We start from the raw sequence: 20319 nt of genomic DNA, 5'->3' as shown, positions 1-20319 counted from the left end.
GCCAAAAGGAGAAGAATATGAGAAAGATGAAAAAAGTATCTGCGTTTTTATTGGGGCTGGCCATAAGCGTGTCATTGGCGGCTTGTTCCGGCGGAAACACCGGAAAAACAGAGGCAGGGAAAACAGAAGCGGCAAAAGCGGAAACACCCAAACAGGAAGCCGCAAAGACAGAAAATGCCGGAGCAGCAAAACCTGCGGAATCTTCATCAGCCGGAGGGATCACGGAAGCAAAAACAGTCGAAACCACATTTTGGACGGATTTTCTGGTAGATGAATCGGTATTTACGGATGCGATTGAGGCTTTTACCAGCGAGTACCCACAGTACAAGATCAATTTTGAAAAATTCCCCGGATCAGACCGGGCCCAGAAACTGGCGCTGGCAAAGCAGTCCAAGACCCTGCCGTCCCTGTTATTTGTAGCATCCTTCACCTGTATGGACGAGGTTCACCAGGGAAGCATTCTGCCGGTCACAGAGGAAGTGAGGCTTATGGGAGACGATATCTTAAAGAGCAGCCTGGAACCATCCATAATCAATGGGGAAAATTACATGTTTCCTTTGTTCCAGTCTTATTTTGGCCTTCTCTATAATGCGGATATGTTCAGAGCCGCCGGTCTGGAGCGTTTTTTGAGCGATGATGAGACGGAGATCGCCACCTGGACGCTGGATGAATATGAGAATGAAATCCTTCCGGCGCTGAAAACATATGTTGCGGGAACGGAGAAATATCCAATGGCCCTGTTTGCAGGAAACAATCAGGCGGATACCCATAATAACAGTTTCCTTAGAATGTATGGAGGAACCGTATTTGAAGATGGGAAAGCGGTGGCAGGCAGCGATGAAAATACTATCAAAGCGCTGGATAAACTGTATGAATGGTATCAGAAGGGTTATACCAACTCCGATGTGGTTACGAAGCTCTCCACCGAATGCATGGGCGATTTTAAAAACCAGAAGGTAGGCGTCTGTTTCGGGCAGTATACCAATTACGCATCCATTCACAGCGATTTTGAAGCGGGAAATCTGGATAAGTTCGATGTGAGAATCGCTACAATACCGAAAAAAGAGGATGGAAAAGATACTTCAACCATAGCATCCTATATTTACGGGGCCATGTTAATGAATGTGGATGAAGACCAGCAGAGAGCGGCCAAAGATTTTCTCTCATGGATGGTTAAAAATAAAGACACGGTTCTCACCTCATTTAATACATGCGGCATCCCCGTAGTGCCTTCTATTTCTGAAAAAGAAGGGGACAGCAACCCGCTATATGGCCAGTATGCCAAAGTCGATCAGTTTGTTTATGACTTTACAGGCGGTGTGCCGGGCTATGTGGAAACCAGGGCCTTTTTGTTCCCTGCTATCCAAAGCCGCATATCCGGTGAAAAGTCCAGTGAGGACGCGTTAAAAGAATTTGACCAGAGATCCAATAAGGTGATTGAAGAATATACAAAACGTTCTGTCGTATCAGGTAAATAGCTGCTTGAATAAGGGGAGGTACTAAATTGTCAAAACGGTCCAAAAAAGATAACCTGTACGGTTTTCTGTTTACGGCTCCTTTCATTCTGTTTGCCGCAGTTTTCATGCTGTATCCCATGATAAAGGGAGTTTATAACAGTTTCTATGATTTCAGGTTCGGCGGAATGGAATTTGTGGGGCTGGAAAATTACAAAGGCGTGCTGGGAGATGATCTCTATCTTCTGTCCATTAAAAACAGTCTGCTGTTTGTATTTATTGTGGTTCCCATGCTGATCGTATTCGGCATGCTGATTTCAGGGAGTATTTTTGACAAAAGTCCGCGATACGTGTCTTTTGTCAGGATATGCCTTTACCTCCCCGTAGTGGCTTCCATGGTGGTAATGACAATTATATGGAGGTTTATGCTGGATCCCCAGAGCGGGCTTCTGAGGTACTTTTATGACAAGGCCGGAATGGAACCGGTTAACCTGCTAGGGGATGCCAGGTGGACATTCGTCATACTGGTGGTCATATTGTTTACCATGAATGTGGGGCAGTGTGTGGTGCTGTATGTGGCTAATATGATCGGTATATCCAGGGATCTGATCGAAGCGCTGGAGCTGGACGGAGGAAACCGGTGGCATTTGTTCCGTTATCTTTTAATCCCTTTGTCCAAGCCCACATCCCTGTTTTTGTTCATCACACAGACTGCGGCGGTATTGAGGGTATTTGTGGTAATCCAGCTTCTCACCAACGGAGGGCCCAACTATTCCTCTACAACGATGATGTATCTTCTGTACCAGCAGGGATTCCTTTATGGAAATTTCGGTACTGCGTCGGCTCTGGGGATCTTTATGTTCCTGTTCACGCTGGTTCTTGTGATTCTGCAGTTTAAGGCTGTCAGGATTGAACGATAGAAGGGGAGGATGAGGGTGAAAAAGATAAGAATGCGGAAAATGCAGCCGGCGGATTTTATATTGAACTTCTGTATCGTCATTATGTGCATCCTGTCCCTGTTTCCCATTTACTGGCTGTTTTCCGGCTCAGTAAAATACTCGGCGGATATCATGAAGATTCCGCCGGACTGGGTACCGTCCAGGGTGACTATGATGAATTACCGGAATATTTTCGTTGAAAATCCGGCGCTCAGATGGGTGTTTAACAGCGTGTTTGTATCCGTGGTGACCACAGCAGGTATCATAATGGTGTCGTCGTCAGCGGGATATGCCCTGTCTAAAATCAATTTTGCCGGAAAACGATGGATTTTTTCCTTTGTAATAGCGGGACTCATACTCCCCAAGGAAGTCTATCTTCTGCCCCTTTACCAGATGATGGTGGATTTCGGCTGGATCGGCAGTTTAAAGGCATTGATTTTTCCTGATATCGCCATGCCTTTTGGGGTGTATCTGCTGACACAGTTTTATGATGGGATTCCCAATGAAATCGGAGAATCGACGGAGATGGACGGATGTGATAAAATCAGGTTTTTCATCTATTTCGGCCTGCCTCTGTCGAAACCGGGAATTGGAGCGCTGGGGATTTTAAGTTTTATCCGTGTGTGGAACAGTTACCTGTGGCAGTTTGTTATGGCGGCCGGAGAGAAGACCTATACCCTGCCTGTGGGAATTGCGGGATTGTTTGACGACCCATTTAACATCGATTTCGGGCTGAAATTTGCAGGGGCAGCGGTCACGGCCATCCCGCTTCTGACGATATTCGTCATCTTCCAGAGGTATTTTACTTCAGGAGTGACGGCAGGAGCGGTAAAGGGATGAGCGCCGGCAGGATAAATGAAAGGAATGAAAAGGAGAAGGATATGAATAATAAAGAACGGTATAAAGGGATTATACCTCCGTTAGTGACGCCGCTGAACGCGGATGAAACGCTGGACGAACAGGCTCTGCGCAGGCTGATCCGGTTTTGCATAAACGGCGGTGTGTCGGGCGTATTTGTTGGGGGAACGTCAGGGGAGGCCATGAGGGTCTCCGATTCGGTATGGGAAGCTGCCGCAAGGACTGCGCTGGATGAGGCGGCCGGACAGGTGGATGTGTTCTGCGGAGCCATAGATTCCTCGACCGGGCGTTCCATTGAGAAGATTAAGAAAATTGAGGCCATGGGTGGGAAATTGGCCGTATGTACACCAACATTTTACATAAAGAATTTCGGTCAGGACGAGATTCTGCGCCATTACGAAAAGATCTGCAGGGAGAGTGAAATTGAGATTGCAGTTTACAACATCCCCAATACAACCCACGTGAACATCCTTCCGCAGACAATTGCAAGGCTGGCGGATAATGAAAAAATAGTGGTTTATAAGGACAGCTGTGCGGACTGGCAGCAGCTTCAGGAGACTATCATTTTGCTGGAAGACCGTGATATCAGTGTTTTCAATGGAGCAGAAGAACTCTGTTTTGTGAGCCTGATGTGCGGAGCCCAGGGATGCATACCGGGCCTGGCTAATTTCTTCCCGGAGCTGTTTGCGGATCAGTTTAAGGCGTGCAGAGAGGGGAGAGCAGAGGACGCTTACGGACTGCAGAAAAAGATCAACCGGGTTCGGAAATGCCTTGGAAAAGGTCCGTCCTGGGTGACTGTTATGAAATATCTTCTGGAACTCTATGGCCTGGGGCAGCCCTATGTTTCTTCGCCTTTGGCGCCTATGAACGGGGAACAGAAAGAGATGGTGCAGCAGGTGTTAAAAGACCAGACTTTGCTGCCCTGACCGGAGGACGGGAAAATGAAGTATATTTTATTGCCCATGGTTATTTTTGAAACGCAGTGCAGAGACGCTGTGGACATGATGAAGGAACAGGGATTTTCCCTGATTTTTAACAGCAGGCTTCCCTTTCAGCTTTCTGATTTCCAGTCTCAATACGGAGGGATCGAAGGAGTGATATGCGGCTCGGAGACATGGACGCCGGAGATGGTGAGCCGTCTGCCGAATTTAAAGGTGATGTCACGGTTTGGAACCGGAACGGATAACCTTCCCATAGAATACCTGCGTGAGCGGAAGATTATAGGTACGAACACTCCCGGAGCCAACGCGGATGCCGTTGCGGAGCACACTCTGGCGCTGATCCTGGCTTTGTACAAGAACATACCGGCATGTAATTCCTTGGTGAAAGATGGGGAGTGGAAAAAGGACGCGGTCAGTGAAATAAAAGGAAAGACCATTGGACTGATCGGTTTCGGTACGATTGCAAAGCGCCTGAGCCGTCTGCTTCAGGCATTTGACTGCCGGATTATAGCCTATGACCCATATGCTGACACGGCAGAAGCAAAAGGGCTTCAGGTTGCTCTTTGTGAAAAGGACCAGGTTATTCAAAGTGCGGATATTCTGTCCCTTCACCTGCCCCTTACATCTGCGGCCTGCCACAGTATCGGAAGGGCGGAAATTAATAAAATGAAAAGGGAAGCGGTTCTCATAAATACATCCAGAGGGGGAATTGTAGATGAACAGGCCCTTTATGAGGCCCTGATAAACGGAACGATCAAAGGTGCGGCTGTAGATGTGTTTGAGCAGGAACCGGTCCCTCATGACCATCCCCTGCTGAATTTGGACGAGACAAAATTCATCTGTACCTCTCATATGGGCGGCATGTCCCGGGAAGCCAATGCCCGGACAGGCAGGATGGCGGCAAAGGCCGTTATAGATGTGTTGAGCGGAAAACTCCCCGAACACAGGATATGCTGAGAGGGGGAGGGAAGTGCATCAAATCAACCACCGTCCGCCTTATCAAGCGCGGACACAAAGAGGAATTTGCGGATCAAAAACAGGATTGCAATTGCCAAAATCCCCAGCAGGGTTTCAAAAATCGGCATGTGTTCCACGATGATGCTTCTGGCTACGGCAAATAACAGCACTTCTACCACGGAGTCCAGATCGTGGCGGCAAAGCATTTTTAACAGCTCGATTCCGATGATGATATTAAATGTGGCTTTGAGAAAATTATTGAATGCACCGCCTGTGTAAAGGGTCAGTATCTCACGGGGAATGGTTGTCAATGTGATGATGAGCCCGATGATAACAGCGATTGCGATCAGAACTTCAAAATACTGGGCTGTATGAAAGATAAGGTGATGCAGTTTTGATATTTTATGATCTTGTGAAGGTTTCATGATATCCTCTCATTCTGCCGCAGACGGCGGTTACAGATTGCCGTCTGCCCATTAAATCCTCTGTGTTTTGCTGCGCTTTCAGCCGTCTTTGCAGCAGGATGCAGGGGATTTATTTAATATTGATATTGTTCCAAAAGCCATAAGAAAATGGTAATGGCTAAGAGATCCGCACATCCGCCGGGACTGATGTTTTTTTCTACAAAAATCTGATTCAAGATTCTTATTTCTGAAAGTCCTTCTTCCGTAAATGCGCCGCCCATCTCCAAAATCCGGGCGGCTTCCTCTTTGACAAATGAAAGGGTTTCAGGGTCCGACCGGGTCAGGATATTGGTGTCCTCCACCCGGGACATGAGGGTCATTAAAACCTGGATGTACGCCAGATTGCTGTCAGTCTCTTCCTTCATCCAACGGCGCATACAGGGGAGGCCAATGGTGCGGACCGCCGGAAAGCCGTTCTGCGCTTCGCCGCGTATTCCTTTACAGCCGTAGCGGACATACAATTTTTCTCCATGGGTTTTGGGGGTATCAGGGTCTATCCGCTTAAAATCCTGTTCCAGCGTTTCATAAGTCATGGGGCGGCAGGACAGCAGAATGGCCTGGGAATCGAATTTCTTATTCCCAGCGTAATAAAAACCGGCAGCCGCCGCTATGATGCCCATGGAAAAAATGATTCCCTTATGGGTATTGACGCCACCCGTGGCGGAGAACATGGCCTCTTCGGCATTTACGCCCAATGGGCGGATATGGTGAAACAGTTCAGAAAGGGACCCCTTCCACATCAGTCCGGCCCGGGCCATCTCTGTGATATAGGGAACCACGGCCTGGGTGCTGAGTTCAAAGGTATGGTAGCACATATCTTTATGGGCGCCGCTGTCATGTTTGTCCACCAGGCCCGGTTTGGGCGTGGCTCCGACTTCGCCCAAAAGTGCTTTGAAGGCGGCGGTTTCGATGCAGGTGAGGACAGGTGTCATGGATTACAGCCTTTCATTCAGTATTTTTTGAATCTGTTCGATCAGTTCAGGCACGGAATGGGCGCGGCTGCGGCTGCATTCATGGGCCGGACGGCCGCAGAGCAGGCAGAGCCGTGGCGGCAGGCCAAACTCTTCTCTGGACAATTTCATGCCGTTTTCTCCAATCACATCAATATCAAAAAGCCGGCCCAGCCGGTCCTGATCTTCAATGGAAACCATAGCTTTTTTTATGTCGGAGGCTTTCGCATCCACCGAAAAAAAAGCTTCATAGCCTGTTTTATCTTTTGTTTCAATAAAGTCTATAACTGGAAATTGGTGTTGGGTTAACAGGGAACGGATGCGTCTGCATCCTTCTTCATAGGCATCCGGTATTTGTGAAAAAACTTTTACAGGTCCCGGAATATTAAGGGTCAGGCAGATCAGAGGCAGGCTGTGCCGGGTGAGAAGATGATTTTGAATGGATACCCTCCGTTCCCTGGCATCCAGCATTTCGGTTAGGGTTACTTCTTCCATAAGATTCTCCTTGTCCTGAAATGAAACACAAACTGCTATCAGGTATAAAATTAATTAATTGGCAGTAAATCAGATTTATCGGTGATAGCAGTTCTGGTTCATTTAATATGTAAACAGATGTTTTACATCAGTTATTATAATTCGTAATGATCTATTTTACAAATACAATATAGATTATATCCTATATAGATTCAATCTTATTAAAAGCGGATTGGGCAATTTCCGGCCCCCCTGTTCCATGAAAAATACTTTATCGCGTTAAATTTATAGGAATTTAACGCAATGAAATTGACTGCGGCAAATTTTTGTAGTATGATACCAATTAGTTCAATATTCAGCAGCGGATTGAATAAATGAGAACGAATTTGTATTAAAAGAGGAGAGTTGTATTATGAGAAAAACATCAAAAGTATTATCACTTGTCCTTGCCGGCGTGCTGGCTCTTTCCATGACAGCCTGTGGCGGCGGTAAAGCGGCTGACAGCACCAAAGCGGAGACAGCAGCCACGACTGCGGCAGCCACAGAAGCATCAGAAGCCAAAACCGAGGCGGCAAAAGAAGAGACAAAGGCAGAGGAAAGCAAAACAGATGCACCGAAAGAAGCGGCAGCCACAGATCAGACATTTAAGATCGGCGTGCTTCAGCTGACACAGCATGCGGCATTGGATTCCGCAAACGAAGGCTTTTTCGCGGCTTTGGACGAGGCCGGCGTAAAATATGAGGCAGACCAGCAGAACGCTTCCGGCGAGCAGTCCAACTGCCAGACCATCGCGGAAAAACTTGTCAATGACGGCAGCGACCTGATTCTGGCAATCGCAACTCCTGCGGCTCAGACCGTTGCAGGACTGACTTCCGATATCCCTGTTATTTTAACTGCAGTTACAGACCCGGCAGAATCAGGTCTGGTAGCGGATAACAAAGCTCCTGGCGGCAATGTTACCGGTACTTCTGATTTGACGCCGGTAAAAGAGCAGATCGATCTGCTTCAGCAGCTGATTCCGGATGCTAAAACAGTGGGCATCCTGTTCTGTTCCGCAGAATCCAACTCAGAGATTCAGGCCCAGATGGCGAGAGAAGCCCTGGATGCGGCCGGAATCGCACATAAAGACTATACGGTTTCCAATTCAAACGAAATCCAGACCGTTGTGGAATCCATGATCGGCAAAGTGGATGCGGTTTATGCTCCAACGGATAACGTAATCGCAGCAGGTATGGCTACCGTAGGCATGGTTGCCAATGACAATAACATTCCGGTGATCTGCGGCGAAGGCGGCATGGTAGAAGCAGGCGGTTTAGCTACATATGGAATTGATTACTATCAGTTGGGATACCTGGCAGGACAGCAGGCCATTCAGATCCTGGTGGACGGCGTTTCACCGGCTGAGATCCCCATCGGTTATCTTCCGGCTGACAAATGTGAGCTGAAGATCAACGATGAAACAGCAGCGACATTGGGAATTGATACTTCTGTTGTAAAATAGACAAAGATCTGATATGATAGTACAGATGAATGTCCCGGCGAGGGGCATTCATCTGGTTTTTTATTCAAAAGAGATCCTTTTATGAGATGTTTTACATAAGGGATGGCAGAATCCGTCATCCCTTATGTAAGACATTTACGAATGGAAAATGGAGGAAGTTTTTATGAGCGGTTTATTGCTGGCACTTCAGGGTGCTGTTGCACAAGGGGTTTTATGGGGAATTATGGTATTAGGCGTTTATATTACCTACCGCCTTTTGGACATCGCCGACCTTACGGTAGACGGAAGTTTTGCGTTAGGAGGCTGTGTGTGTGCGGTTATGATCCTAAACCGCAATATGGATCCCGCCCTCGCGCTTTTGTGCGCCACCATAGCAGGGGCGCTGGCCGGTGCTGTAACCGGTGCTTTACATACGATTTTCGAAATACCCGCAATACTGGCAGGAATTTTAACCCAGATTGCCCTTTGGTCCGTGAACCTGAGGGTGATGGGAGGCAAGAGCAATCTTCCATTGTTAAAGACAGACACAGTGATCAGCCGGGTGGTGGATATGACGGGGCTGAGCCAGTCCCAGTCCTCACTGGTGGTTGGTATTTTAGTGGCCCTCATCATGGTTGCGCTGCTGTACTGGTTTTTCGGAACTGAGATAGGAAGCGCACTCCGGGCTACCGGCAATAACGAAGATATGATCCGTGCCCTGGGTGTGAACACCAAGATGACCAAGATGATAGCCCTGATGCTGAGCAACGCCCTGGTCGGCCTTGCAGGCGGCCTGGTTTGCCAAAGCCAGAAATACGCGGATATCAATATGGGGACAGGCGCCATCGTCATCGGCCTTGCCGCCATTGTCATCGGTGAAGTCCTGATGGGGCGTTTCCACTGGTTTGCAAGCCGTCTGGCCTCAGCGGTTGTCGGCGCGGTTGTTTACTTCCTGATCCGGGCAATCGTGCTTCAGATGGGTATGAATGCCAACGATATGAAACTTCTGTCGGCTGTTATCGTGGCTCTGGCTCTCTGTTTCCCGGTTGCCGCAGGTAAATGGAAGATCAGAAAAGCATATTCTGAAGACGGGGAGGAGAAATAATGCTGACCATTACGAATGTGAGAAAAACATTTAATAAAGGAACCGTCAATGAGAAAAAAGCTCTGGACGGGATCAACCTTCATTTAAAACCCGGTGATTTCTGTACCATTATTGGGGGAAATGGAGCGGGGAAATCGACGATGCTCAATATGATTGCAGGTGTTTACCCCATAGATTCCGGAAAGATTGAGATCGACGGCGTGAATATTTCCCGGGAACCGGAGTATAAAAGGGCCCGGTATATCGGACGTGTATTTCAGGACCCCATGCGGGGAACTGCGGCAGGTATGGAAATACAGGAAAATCTGGCGCTGGCCCTGCGCAGGGGACAGAAAAGAGGACTTGGATGGGGCATTAAGGCCAATGAAAAGGATTTTTACCACGATTCTTTAACCCGTTTGGGCCTTGGGCTCCAAAGCCGCATGTCAAGTAAAGTGGGACTGCTTTCCGGCGGACAGAGACAGGCGCTGACCCTTTTGATGGCAACCCTTGAAAAACCAAAACTGCTTCTGTTGGATGAGCATACGGCGGCATTGGATCCTAAAACGGCCAAAAAAGTGCTGGAGCTTACGGATGAGATCGTGTCCGAACAGAGACTGACCGCGCTCATGGTAACCCACAATATGAAAGACGCCATCCAGATGGGCAACCGGCTTATCATGATGCATGAAGGCCGTATTATCTACGATGTGGCGGGAGCTGAGAAGAAAAAGCTTCAGGTGGAAGACCTGCTGCGCAAGTTTGAGGAAGCCAGCGGAGAAGAGTTTGCAAATGACCGCATGATGCTGGCAAAATAGCCGGTGTTATGTTATAATGAAGGCGTGAGAAGGACGATATATTATTAACAGGAGGGCGCGGCATTATGGCTAACAATAATCTGGTAATTACAATAGAAAGACAATACGGCAGCGGCGGCAGAATTGTAGGAAAGAAACTGGCGGAGGATCTGGGCATCCATTTTTATGATGAAGAGATTTTGAAGATGACTTCTGAAGTGAGCGCCATTGGGGAACAGTATTTCCGTTTGGCCGACGAAAAGGCAGGCAACAAACTGCTCTATAAAATCGTAGGCGGTTTAAAGAACAGCCTGGCGGAGCCGAATTTAGAGGATAAAATAACATCCCCTGACAATCTGTTCCGGTTCCAGTCTTCCGTTATCCGTAAACTGGCATCGGAAGAGCCGTGTGTGATCATGGGGCGCTGTGCAGATTTTGTTTTGGATTCAGAAGGGCTTTGCAAGTTGGTTTCCATTTTCGTATGTGCGGATATGCCTACCAGAATCCGCCGTGTTATGGAAGTTGACGGCGTGGATACCAAGGAGGCGCTGAAACGGATTGCACGCATTAATAAAGAACGGACCGAATACCACAAGTATTACAGCGGCCGTGAGTGGGAAGATTTAAACAATTATGATCTGACCATCAATGCCAGCAAGCTGGATTATGACCAGGTGGTTCAATTGATTAAGGAATTTTTAAAGATTAAAGGGTTTTAATTTTATTGACCTTCTTTCGATTTCGTATTATGATTGTTAAAATACGGACCTGAGAAGGTCATTTTTATGAAAAGCCGCGGAAGCGGAGGAATGTGAGGAACGGATGAAGAATGATTTACTGACAATCGGCCCGGTTACCATACATGGTTATGGGCTGATGATTGCTATTGGTTTTTTTGCCGCCTATCTAGCTGCGGAAAAGAGGGCGAAAAAGATGGGGTTAGATCCTGAACCGCTGTTCAATCTGACCATTTATTCCATGGTATTCGGGCTGTTGAGCGCGAAGCTGTTATATTATATTACGATTATAAAAGATATTATCGCAGATCCCAGCCTTTTGTTAAACTTTGCCGATGGTTTTGTTGTATACGGAGGAATTATCGGAGGAATCCTGGCTGGTTATGTGTTTGCCAGAGTGAAGAAGATGGATTTTTGGAAGTATTTTGATCTGGTTGTGCCGTCCATTGCCCTGGCCCAGGGATTCGGGCGGATCGGCTGTTTCCTGGCAGGCTGCTGTTACGGAACAGAGACGGCGTCGCCCATTGGGATTGTCTTTCATGCATCACAATTCGCACCAAATGGGATTCCGTTGGTGCCCACCCAGACCATTTCCAGTGTTTTAAATTTTCTCCATTTTTTTATTCTGATCACGTTCGCAAAGCATAAAAAAGCGGATGGGCAGGTGGCGGCATTATATCTGGTCTTCTACAGCATTGGCCGTTTTATCCTGGAATTCTACCGGGGGGATCTGATCCGGGGCAGTGTGGGACAGTTGTCCACCTCTCAGTTTATTTCAATTTTCGTATGTATCGCAGGCGTGATTTTATTCATAATTGCAGGAAAATACAATCCTATAGTGAAGGAAACAAAAGAAACGGACAGCGGCATTTAAGCCGGCTGTCCGTTTTATGGCAAAATAGCGCTTTATTTACTTTTCTACATTGGTTACAGCGATAACTTTTGCTGTTAATGGGCCTGAATAGGTGATGAGAACCGTATCGCCTTTTTTGAAGGAGGATAAATCCACATCCGCCTCGGCGGTGCAGCTGAAGTAGTTGCCGTCTTCAGTCTCAGCGGTGAAATCATTGCCGGTTAATTGATCTATGGTACCTCTGAACGCATTGATTTTGGCGTCCTCAGAATCAAAGGAATCTTCGGTTACCACTTTAATAGCCATAGGAATCGGATCTGTGTCTTCTAAATCGCCTAAATAGGTGACTTCAGCGTTTACGCCTGGTTTAATTCCACTTTTGCTCACAATATAGGAATTGGAGGTTGAGAAGGAATAGGTTTCTCCATCCTCTGTTTTCAGGGATACGGTGCTGTCTGCGGATTCTTCAACCGTACCGGATATCTTTGGATCGGAGTTTTCTTCAATTACGGAAGTATATACCTCAAGGGCGATAGCGGAAATCACATCGCCTGTGGATCCTTCTGCGAAAGTGACCTCAACCTCGTCTCCCACACTCAGTTCATAATCTCCGATTACTTCTGCTTTGCTGATATCGTAAGCGGTTTCTTTATCATCTTCGGAATTCTTAATGGTTACTACGTTGGAATCAATCTTTGTAATAACGCCGTCCACGGAAGCTTCTTCCACTTCCTCTTCCTCAGTTTCCGTTTCCACAGCGGCAGTCGTTTCCGCAGTGGTGGCAGCGGCAGTGGTCTCGGCCGGAGTGGTTTCCGCAGGAGCTTTAGGTGAACACGCGGCTAAACCGAGTGTCATAATCAGTAAGGATGCTGCTAACATATGTTTTTTCATAATTTTCCCTCTTTTCTGTTGATGAAATTTTGCCATACCAAAGTTTACTATAATATCGGGAGAAATACCATATATTTTTTATTAAATAAAGTTAAGTTCTTATGAAGAATTGAAGGTAAAATCACTAAAAGAAATGGGGATTTTATGAAAAACTTCCTGATTTGGGCAGAAAGACCAGGGAAATTAATAATTTTTTAATGATTCCATTGTCGCAATTCCCTATAACATATGGTATAATATGGTGCGATGTTGTTTTGTGCCGGACATGCCCGGCAAATAGGAGTTACGATGAATTGGAGAATGATATGTTAGACGATAAAGACTATCTTGCGCGCATTAACAAGGCAAAAAGAAAACGCAATAACGATGATAATCAGAAATATCTGGTGATCGCGGCGGTTGTCCTTTTAATCCTGACGGTTGTGATATCGGTTGCTGCGGTGGTGAAAAACCGTAAAAGCGGCCCGGCGGCAGGCCCCGTCCCGGAAGTGGAGACAGCTACCCCGGCAGATGCTAAGGCCTCCGCCATATCGGAATCGGAAGCCGAGGCGCAGAAGATTGAAGATGAGAAGAAACATGTGGTGGATTCATTTCATAATATGGGACTGGTTGTCGTAGAAGGATATTTGAATGTGAGGAAAGCCCCCAGCACGGACGGAGATATTATAGGCAAGATGCTTGGAGGAAGTGCCTGCGAGATCATTTCTGAAGAAGGCGGCTGGTATCAGATAAAATCCGGTGAAGTGGAAGGATATATCAGCGGAGAATTTGTACTCACCGGGGATGAAGCGAAGAAAGAGGCTGTTTCCTATGTGAAAGAAATGGCTATCGTAACGACGGATAACCTGAATATCAGAAAAGAGCCTGTTTTGGATTCTTCTAATATAGTAGGACAGGCGCTGACTAACGAGCGGTATGAAGTGGTTGGAGTGACCGACGGCTGGGTTCAGGTGAAAGAAGGATATATGTCCTCCGATTATGTGGAGATCAAATATGCCTTGGATGAAGCCAGAAAGATGGATTTGAAATCCATGGCGGTTAACCAGTATAAAAATATAGTTATTTCCAAAGTGAGCAACTATCTGAACGTCCGGAGTTCACCGGAAGATAAGGGAACCAGCAATGTAATCGGTAAGTTCCCCAGCAATGCGGCGGGAGAAATCCTGGAAACTGTGGACGGATGGTATAAGATCCAGTCAGGCAGCATAACCGGTTATGTTACAACCGATCCCCAGTACACCGCCATCGGCCAGGAGGCCAAGGATCTGGCCATGTCATCGGCATCTCTGATGGCGATTGTAAGAACGGATAAGCTGAACGTAAGAAATCAGCCAACCACGGAAGGCAAACTTTGGACCCAGATTTCCAAGGAGGAGCGCTATCCGGTTGTTACCCAGTTAGACGGATGGGTGCAGATTGAACTGGATTCAGGAGAAGAGAACGCGGACGCGGCCTATATCTCAACACGTGATAATAACGTAGAAGTAAGATACGCCCTTCCGGAAGCCATTAAATTCTCACCTCTGGAAGAGAAGGAAAACCAGCAGGCCTCCAGAAGAACCCAGATTGTCAATTATGCGCTGCAGTTTGTGGGCAACCCCTATGTCTGGGGCGGCACCAGCCTTACCAAAGGCGCCGACTGTTCCGGTTTTGTCATGTCGGTTTTAGGACATTTTGGCATCAGTCTCCCTCATTATTCCGGATCCCAGGCTCAGATGGGCCGCAAGGTGAGCTCCAGTGAGATGAGGCCCGGCGACTTAATTTTCTATGCCAACAGCGGTGGAACCATTAACCACGTTGCCATGTATATTGGCAACGGTCAGATTGTCCATGCTGCCAGCAGGCGAAGCGGTATTAAGATTTCCACCTGGAATTACCGTACGCCAAAAACCATAAGGAATGTTATAGATTAAAAAAACGCTGTCCGGCTGATGCCGGGCAGCGTTTATTAAGTTAAATAATCATATTGAAATAGAGGCTGTTCCCTTTCCGTCAGAATCCTGATGAAATCTTTCATATATTTGGTGAGGTATAAGTCTTTCCTGTGACAGATATAGCAGTCCCTGTTGTGTTCAATTCCCATGATCGGATAGGTTACGCAGTGGGGGAGCAGTTCAGGGGACATATATACATAGTTCAGAGGGCAGATCATAACTGCATCCATGGCGATGGCAGTGCGTTTGCCCACTTCGATGCTGCCTGTTTCCAGAACGATTTCCGGCTGCATGTCTTTTGCCACGAAAAGCCGGTCCTGGGTGGTGCGGACGCTGTGGCCCTGTTTGATGCAGATGAAATGTTCGTTCTTGGCTTCCGTAATATCAATCGGCGTCCCGGCCGGGATTCTTTGGGCCAGCTCCGTATTCTTACTGGTCAGCAGCACCAGATCTTCCGTTTCCACCAGAGTATAATTTAATTCCTCGTGTTTCGGATAGGTTGTGAGGCAGGCTAAATCGATGCTCCCTTCCAAAACTGCGGCTTCTGTGGTGGCAGATCCCTCTTCCATAACATTGACCACCACATGGGGGTACTTGGCCTTAAATCTGGGAAGTACATAAGGAAGCACCTGAATCGCGCGCTGGACTGGGATTCCGAGGCGGATTTTACCGTGATCTTCATGGTTGATCTCGTCGATTTCTTTTTGCAGGTTGTTATTAATGGCCAGTATCTGCTTGGCGGCTTCGATATATTTCTGGCCTGCGTAAGTGAGGGTTATGGGATCGGTGGACCGGTTGAAAATCTGTGTGCCCAGATTGCTTTCCACCAGTTTGATCATCTGGCTCAAAGAAGGCTGGGATATATATAGTTTTTTTGCGGCTCCGGTGATGCTGCCCTCCTGTAAAACGGTGAGCATATACTGCGCGTGTTTGATATTCATAAGTATTCATTCCTTTCGATAGTTAAAACCTATATGCGCTATTATGAAAATAGTATAAGGCGTATAAACGTGTCATTTCAACAGGTATAATCTGTCAAAATGATGATAAAATAACGCTTTTGAACTCTGATTATACCACAAAATAACCAAAAAATCCAATATAATGTTTTCCCTATGTCTGCCGAAAAATCGTATAAGTGTTTTCCTATAATTGTCATAGTCAGATAAGTATTTGAATTGTGCAGAGGGGAGTGTTAACATTAGCTTAGTGAAAATGACGAGGCAGAGAACTGCTTCCAAAGTAAAGATCAACAGATTGAATGAATGGATATGGATTGAGGAGGAAAACAATGGAAATCAAGAAACCTGCAATGGCTGGAACACTGGAATCCAGTGATGCACAAGTTACGGTTGAACCGGGGACCAACGGAATTGAACTTTCAATAGAGAGCAGTGTGATTCACCAGTTTGGAAAACAGATCAAGGCGACAGTAGAAGAAACGCTGAACAGGCTGGGAGTGACGGATGCAAAGATCACTGTGGTGGATAAAGGCGCTTTGGACTGTACGTTGAAGGCCAGAACCGAATGCGCGGTCTACCGTTCCAACGGCATTACAGAAAATCTTCCATGGGGAGGTATTATTAAATGAGCCATCCAAATAAAAAGAGATTGAGAAGATCCATGATGTTTTTAAACTGCCAGAAACCCGGATTGATTAAAGATCCGTACATATATAAACCGGACTCCATCATGCTGGATTTAGAGGATGCGGTTGCTGAGAGCCAGAAGGACGCAGCCAGATATTCCCTGTTCCATGCATTACAGGAGATTGATTACAGGGGCGTGGAGCGGGTTGTCAGGATTAACGGTCTGGATACCCCACACTGGAGAGAGGATATCCGTGTCTGCGTTGCAGGAGGATGTGATACCATCCGTATCGCAAAAACGGAAACCGCCCAGGACGTTCACACCGTAGAAGAAGCAGTTCTTGCCGCTGAAAGAGAATTCGGCCGGCCGGAAGGCTCCACGCTTTTGATGTCAGCCCTGGAATCCTGTAAAGGTGTTTTAAATGCGTTCGATATCTGCCAGGCGTCTGACCGCCTGATCGGCATCGCTTTAAGCGGCGGCGACTATACCAAGGATCTGCAGACCGTAATCACCGGAACCGGCGTTGAGCTTGCAGGGGCCAGACAGCATATGATCATGGCTGCAAGGGCTGCGGGAGTGCAGTGCTGGGATACGGTATTTACCAACCTGGATGCCATGGATGTATTTGAAGAAGAAGTGAAGATGATCAAAATGATGGGATTTGACGGAAAATCTCTGGTAAACCCAAGACAGATTGACATCGTTCATAAAATTTATACGCCAACTCAGAAAGAAATCATTTTTGCTGAAAAAGTGGTGAAAGAAATTGATGAGAAAAAAGCTCTGGGTATCGGTGTATTTACCGTAGACGGTAAGATGATTGATATCGCATTCTATGACGGAGCGAGAAGAACCATTGAATTAGCCAAAGCTTCAGGCGTATATGAGGGGGATTTATAAGATGATTAATAGTGTAGGAAGAGATATCCCGGAGGAAGTGTTAAGAGCAACCGGAAAAGAGGTATTCCAGGGGGCTTTCGCATTAGATAATAGAGAATATACAAAAGCAGCTCCCACTGTGCGGGCCGTAATCGATCCCACCAGGAGCAAACTTGTGGAGAATATCCGTGAAGCGCTGATAAAATGCGGCATTAAGGACGGAATGACCATTTCTTTCCATCACCATTTCCGTGAAGGCGATTATATCGTCAACATGGTCATGGAAGAGATCCACAATATGGGAATTAAAGAACTGACCATCTGTGCCAGCTCCTTAGGAAAGGCCCATGACCCGATTGTGCCTTATATCGAAGACGGCACAATTGTGGGAATCCAGTCTTCCGGCGTCCGTGGAAAGATCGGAGAGGCCATTTCAACCGGAAAGCTGAGAGATTTAGCCATCATGCGTTCCCATGGAGGACGCGTCCGCGCCATTGAATCAGGAGAAGTACATATCGATATTGCCTTTATCGGAGCGCCTACCTGTGATGAATATGGAAATATGCGGGCCAACGGCGGAAAAAGCGACTGCGGCGTCTTATCTTACGCCATGGCAGATGCACAGTATGCGGATAAAGTTGTGGCAATTACCGACTGTCTGGTTCCATTTCCCAACATTCCGGCCAGCATTTCCATGGTGGATGTGGATTATGTATGCGTGGTGGATGAGATCGGAAACCCTGCTAAAATTGCAACCGGAGCGGCAAAACCGACCACGGATGTGCGCAAGATCATGATGGCGGATTACTGCACTCAGTTTGTTATCAACACGCCATATTTTAAAGACGGATTTTCCTATCAGACCGGTGTGGGCGGAGCTTCCATCGCGTCTACAATCTCCCTTGGCAAGATCATGGAAGAGCGGGGAATCAAGATGGGATTCGGCGTGGGAGGCATCACAACCCCTATGTGCGACCTGCTTGCAAAAGGGCTGGTGAATAAGCTGGTGGATACCCAGGATTTCGATATGGGAGCTATTGAATCCATTAAGAACAATCCGAACCATATAGAGATTTCAGCTTCTGAATATGCCAACCCATTTAACAAAGGGGCTTATGTAAATAAACTGGATTTCGTCATTCTGGCATCCCTGGAAGTGGATGTGAACTTCAACTGCAATGTGGTGGTTGGTTCCGACGGTATGATAACCGGAGCCCAGGGCGGCCATCCCGACACCGCGGCAGGGGCGAAATGCACGATTGTAATCGCGCCTCTCCTGCAAGGCAGGATTCCGGCTATCTGCACCAATGTTACAACGGTTACAACTCCGGGTGAGACAGTGGATGTGGTTATCACGGATTACGGCATCGCGATCAATCCCAGAAGACAGGATCTGATTGAATGCATGAAAGATGTAAAGCTTCCGTTCTGCACCATCGAGGAACTGCGGGATAAAGCGTATGCGATCGTGGGAGAACCGGATCCGGTGCAGTTTGATGACCGGGTGGTGGGAGTGATTGAGAGCCGCGACGGGACCATTATTGATGTGGTTCGGAAGATTAAGGAATATGAGTTTCAATAAATTCAGAGAATTTCTCTTTTGAGAATTTTTGTGGAATGAGTGAAAGAAAAAGACCGGTGCGAAATAATGAGCCCGGTCTTTTTTCGAGTATTTACATGAAGCATTTTACATGAAGCGTGAAGGCATTTTTGAAAATGCCTTCACGCTTCATGTAAAATGCTTCATGTAAAATGGTGCCCATCTCCGAAAAATGTGGTAAAATGAATTCATAAGTTTCAGGATAGGCATGGAATCCTGAACAGAAATTATCAGAGGATAAGGCGGCCGCTATGAATTACGATAAACTTCAAACCACAGCATCTAAAATACATACCAGACTGCTTCAAGTCCTGACAGTCATCCTGACCATCTATTTGTGGCTGGTACCCATAACCGCAGTGCTGCTGATCATCCACATTGGAAAGGCCGGATTAAAGAATTGGACAAATTTATGGCTGGGGATGGTTTTTCTGTTCCTATATATAGGCATGTTCTGCATCCTTTTCTGGATGTGTATTGTCTGTAAACGGCTCAGGATAGCAAAGCGGATTATCGTGTGGAGCATGATCTGGATTCCTGTGCTCAACTACGGCCTGGCCCTTTATGTCCGCGGGCTTGCCAGGCAGGAAGTGGATCATGATCTTCATAAGATCAGGCTGGATGATGTGCGGGTGGAGCGGCAGATCTGCCGGACAAAGTATCCTCTTCTCTTAGTTCATGGAGTGGGATTCAGGGACTTCCACTATTTCAATTATTGGGGCAGGATTCCCAGAGAACTGGTCAGAAATGGAGCCCGGGTCTATTACGGACACCAGGAAGCCTGGGGAACGGTGGAGAGCAACGGAGAGATGCTGAAAGCGAAGATACTCGAAATCATTGAAGAAACGGGCTGTGAAAAGGTGAACATCATCGCTCATTCCAAAGGCGGCCTGGATTCCAGATATGTGATCAGCGGCCTCGATATGGCGCCTTACATTGCATCCCTCACAACGATTAACACCCCTCATCATGGTTCCAGGCTGGTGGATTTCCTGAAGAAACTGCCGGATGGGATATACCGTCAGATATGCGGAATGATTGACCGGTATTTCGGCCGTTTAGGGGATATCACACCCAATGCTTACCAGGCCAGTTACCAGCTTTCGGAGGCGTATGCAAAAGAGTTTAATGAGAAATACCCCGATGTAAAAGGGGTATTTTACCAGAGCTATGCCAGTTTGATGCGGTGCGGTTTCAGCAGCAAACTTTTATGCATTCCCTACTGGATTTTAAAAATGCTGGACGCCCCCAGCGACGGCCTTGTTACGGTAAAATCCGCCCAGTGGACAAATTTTAGAGGCGTAATCAGGAATAAGTATCTGAGGGGAATTTCCCACGGGGATATGATCGATCTCACAAGGGAAGATTACCGGGAATTTCATGTCCTGGAGTTTTATATTCAGTTAGCGGAAGAATTAGGCCGGATGGGGTTATAAAT

At 47.1% G+C, this 20319-nt stretch carries 20 protein-coding genes; 15 read left to right on the top strand and 5 right to left on the bottom strand.

Annotation, left to right across the window (positions count from 1 at the left end; translation table 11 throughout):
* Positions 1-17 precede the first annotated feature (17 nt).
* Genes GPL15_RS22880 through GPL15_RS22860 form a run of 5 tightly spaced genes read left to right on the top strand, consistent with a single transcriptional unit; the run spans position 18 to position 5148 of the window.
* Positions 18-1478, top strand: a complete 1461-nt coding sequence (locus tag GPL15_RS22880; RefSeq protein WP_215700996.1) for an extracellular solute-binding protein — start codon at positions 18-20, stop codon at positions 1476-1478.
* A 26-nt stretch (positions 1479-1504) separates the two neighbouring features.
* A complete protein-coding gene (locus GPL15_RS22875) occupies positions 1505-2374 on the top strand; it encodes a sugar ABC transporter permease (RefSeq protein ID WP_215700995.1) in 870 nt (289 codons plus the stop codon).
* Between the two features lie 15 nt (positions 2375-2389).
* Positions 2390-3232, top strand: a complete 843-nt coding sequence (locus GPL15_RS22870) for a carbohydrate ABC transporter permease (RefSeq protein ID WP_215700994.1) — start codon at positions 2390-2392, stop codon at positions 3230-3232.
* 41 nt (positions 3233-3273) lie between these two features.
* Positions 3274-4176 (top strand): dihydrodipicolinate synthase family protein, encoded by a 903-nt coding sequence (locus GPL15_RS22865; protein WP_215700993.1) that lies wholly within the window; start codon positions 3274-3276, stop codon positions 4174-4176.
* A 15-nt stretch (positions 4177-4191) separates the two neighbouring features.
* Entirely contained in the window at positions 4192-5148 is a 957-nt protein-coding gene (locus GPL15_RS22860; protein ID WP_215700992.1) for a phosphoglycerate dehydrogenase, read from the top strand.
* A 23-nt stretch (positions 5149-5171) separates the two neighbouring features.
* On the opposite strand, the gene GPL15_RS22855 is transcribed toward GPL15_RS22860, so the two are convergent.
* The 3 genes from GPL15_RS22855 to citX form a co-directional block, all read right to left on the bottom strand.
* Entirely contained in the window at positions 5172-5573 is a 402-nt protein-coding gene (locus GPL15_RS22855) for a transporter (protein ID WP_215700991.1), read from the bottom strand.
* Between the two features lie 113 nt (positions 5574-5686).
* Positions 5687-6544, bottom strand: a complete 858-nt coding sequence (citG, locus tag GPL15_RS22850) for a triphosphoribosyl-dephospho-CoA synthase CitG (RefSeq protein WP_215700990.1) — start codon at positions 6542-6544, stop codon at positions 5687-5689.
* 3 nt (positions 6545-6547) lie between these two features.
* Complete coding sequence (citX, locus tag GPL15_RS22845; protein ID WP_215700989.1) at positions 6548-7057, bottom strand: citrate lyase holo-[acyl-carrier protein] synthase; 510 nt, start codon at positions 7055-7057, stop codon at positions 6548-6550.
* A gap of 391 nt (positions 7058-7448) precedes the next feature.
* Between citX and GPL15_RS22840 the strand changes: the two genes are divergently transcribed.
* The 5 genes from GPL15_RS22840 to GPL15_RS22820 all read left to right on the top strand — a co-directional run bounded on the left by GPL15_RS22840 (position 7449) and on the right by GPL15_RS22820 (position 12008).
* Positions 7449-8537 (top strand): ABC transporter substrate-binding protein, encoded by a 1089-nt coding sequence (locus tag GPL15_RS22840; RefSeq protein ID WP_215700988.1) that lies wholly within the window; start codon positions 7449-7451, stop codon positions 8535-8537.
* Positions 8538-8700: 163 nt separating this feature from the next.
* The gene (locus GPL15_RS22835) at positions 8701-9621 is read left to right on the top strand and encodes an ABC transporter permease (RefSeq protein WP_215700987.1); all 921 of its coding nucleotides are present in this window, start codon (positions 8701-8703) and stop codon (positions 9619-9621) included.
* Positions 9621-10418: an ABC transporter ATP-binding protein gene (locus tag GPL15_RS22830; RefSeq protein WP_215700986.1), complete on the top strand. Its 798-nt coding sequence runs from the start codon at positions 9621-9623 to the stop codon at positions 10416-10418. The genes GPL15_RS22835 and GPL15_RS22830 overlap by 1 nt, the downstream gene beginning before the upstream one ends.
* 65 nt (positions 10419-10483) lie before the next feature.
* Positions 10484-11116 (top strand): cytidylate kinase-like family protein, encoded by a 633-nt coding sequence (locus GPL15_RS22825; protein WP_215700985.1) that lies wholly within the window; start codon positions 10484-10486, stop codon positions 11114-11116.
* A 103-nt stretch (positions 11117-11219) separates the two neighbouring features.
* On the top strand, positions 11220-12008 hold the full coding sequence (locus GPL15_RS22820) for a prolipoprotein diacylglyceryl transferase (RefSeq protein ID WP_215700984.1): 789 nt from the start codon (positions 11220-11222) through the stop codon (positions 12006-12008).
* A gap of 36 nt (positions 12009-12044) precedes the next feature.
* Here the strand turns inward: GPL15_RS22820 and GPL15_RS22815 are convergent, their stop codons facing one another.
* Positions 12045-12878, bottom strand: a complete 834-nt coding sequence (locus GPL15_RS22815; protein WP_215700983.1) for a hypothetical protein — start codon at positions 12876-12878, stop codon at positions 12045-12047.
* 305 nt (positions 12879-13183) lie between these two features.
* Between GPL15_RS22815 and GPL15_RS22810 the strand changes: the two genes are divergently transcribed.
* Positions 13184-14791 (top strand): C40 family peptidase, encoded by a 1608-nt coding sequence (locus GPL15_RS22810; RefSeq protein WP_215700982.1) that lies wholly within the window; start codon positions 13184-13186, stop codon positions 14789-14791.
* 35 nt (positions 14792-14826) lie between these two features.
* Here the strand turns inward: GPL15_RS22810 and GPL15_RS22805 are convergent, their stop codons facing one another.
* Entirely contained in the window at positions 14827-15753 is a 927-nt protein-coding gene (locus tag GPL15_RS22805; RefSeq protein ID WP_215700981.1) for a LysR family transcriptional regulator, read from the bottom strand.
* A gap of 350 nt (positions 15754-16103) precedes the next feature.
* Here GPL15_RS22805 and citD point away from each other — a divergent pair, with 350 nt between their 5' ends.
* The 4 genes from citD (at position 16104) to GPL15_RS22785 (ending at position 20317) form a co-directional block, all read left to right on the top strand.
* Positions 16104-16403, top strand: a complete 300-nt coding sequence (citD, locus tag GPL15_RS22800) for a citrate lyase acyl carrier protein (protein WP_215700980.1) — start codon at positions 16104-16106, stop codon at positions 16401-16403.
* Entirely contained in the window at positions 16400-17302 is a 903-nt protein-coding gene (locus tag GPL15_RS22795; protein ID WP_215700979.1) for an aldolase/citrate lyase family protein, read from the top strand. The genes citD and GPL15_RS22795 overlap by 4 nt, the downstream gene beginning before the upstream one ends.
* A gap of 1 nt (position 17303) precedes the next feature.
* A complete protein-coding gene (gene citF / locus GPL15_RS22790) occupies positions 17304-18863 on the top strand; it encodes a citrate lyase subunit alpha (RefSeq protein ID WP_215700978.1) in 1560 nt (519 codons plus the stop codon).
* Positions 18864-19132: 269 nt separating this feature from the next.
* The gene (locus GPL15_RS22785; RefSeq protein WP_215700977.1) at positions 19133-20317 is read left to right on the top strand and encodes a triacylglycerol lipase; all 1185 of its coding nucleotides are present in this window, start codon (positions 19133-19135) and stop codon (positions 20315-20317) included.
* Positions 20318-20319: the final 2 nt, after the last annotated feature.

This window comes from Clostridium sp. MCC353, assembly GCF_018785315.1.
Classification (GTDB): Bacteria; Bacillota; Clostridia; order Lachnospirales; family Lachnospiraceae; genus CHH4-2.
The sequence above is the reverse complement of the archived record's forward strand: the minus strand, read 5'-3'. Positions and strand labels throughout refer to the sequence as shown.

Excerpts from the sequence above, each read along its gene's own strand:
- GPL15_RS22865 (WP_215700993.1), top strand. The coding sequence starts at position 3,274 with ATGAATAATAAAGAACGGTATAAAGGGATTATACCTCCGTTAGTGACG.
- GPL15_RS22820 (WP_215700984.1), top strand. The coding sequence starts at position 11,220 with ATGAAGAATGATTTACTGACAATCGGCCCGGTTACCATACATGGTTAT.
- citD (WP_215700980.1), top strand. The coding sequence starts at position 16,104 with ATGGAAATCAAGAAACCTGCAATGGCTGGAACACTGGAATCCAGTGAT.
- GPL15_RS22805 (WP_215700981.1), bottom strand. The coding sequence starts at position 15,753 with ATGAATATCAAACACGCGCAGTATATGCTCACCGTTTTACAGGAGGGC.
- citX (WP_215700989.1), bottom strand. The coding sequence starts at position 7,057 with ATGGAAGAAGTAACCCTAACCGAAATGCTGGATGCCAGGGAACGGAGG.
- GPL15_RS22855 (WP_215700991.1), bottom strand. The coding sequence starts at position 5,573 with ATGAAACCTTCACAAGATCATAAAATATCAAAACTGCATCACCTTATC.
- GPL15_RS22810 (WP_215700982.1), top strand. The coding sequence starts at position 13,184 with ATGTTAGACGATAAAGACTATCTTGCGCGCATTAACAAGGCAAAAAGA.
- GPL15_RS22795 (WP_215700979.1), top strand. The coding sequence starts at position 16,400 with ATGAGCCATCCAAATAAAAAGAGATTGAGAAGATCCATGATGTTTTTA.
- GPL15_RS22860 (WP_215700992.1), top strand. The coding sequence starts at position 4,192 with ATGAAGTATATTTTATTGCCCATGGTTATTTTTGAAACGCAGTGCAGA.
- GPL15_RS22880 (WP_215700996.1), top strand. The coding sequence starts at position 18 with ATGAGAAAGATGAAAAAAGTATCTGCGTTTTTATTGGGGCTGGCCATA.
- citG (WP_215700990.1), bottom strand. The coding sequence starts at position 6,544 with ATGACACCTGTCCTCACCTGCATCGAAACCGCCGCCTTCAAAGCACTT.
- citF (WP_215700978.1), top strand. The coding sequence starts at position 17,304 with ATGATTAATAGTGTAGGAAGAGATATCCCGGAGGAAGTGTTAAGAGCA.
- GPL15_RS22840 (WP_215700988.1), top strand. The coding sequence starts at position 7,449 with ATGAGAAAAACATCAAAAGTATTATCACTTGTCCTTGCCGGCGTGCTG.
- GPL15_RS22825 (WP_215700985.1), top strand. The coding sequence starts at position 10,484 with ATGGCTAACAATAATCTGGTAATTACAATAGAAAGACAATACGGCAGC.
- GPL15_RS22815 (WP_215700983.1), bottom strand. The coding sequence starts at position 12,878 with ATGAAAAAACATATGTTAGCAGCATCCTTACTGATTATGACACTCGGT.
- GPL15_RS22785 (WP_215700977.1), top strand. The coding sequence starts at position 19,133 with ATGAATTACGATAAACTTCAAACCACAGCATCTAAAATACATACCAGA.
- GPL15_RS22835 (WP_215700987.1), top strand. The coding sequence starts at position 8,701 with ATGAGCGGTTTATTGCTGGCACTTCAGGGTGCTGTTGCACAAGGGGTT.
- GPL15_RS22830 (WP_215700986.1), top strand. The coding sequence starts at position 9,621 with ATGCTGACCATTACGAATGTGAGAAAAACATTTAATAAAGGAACCGTC.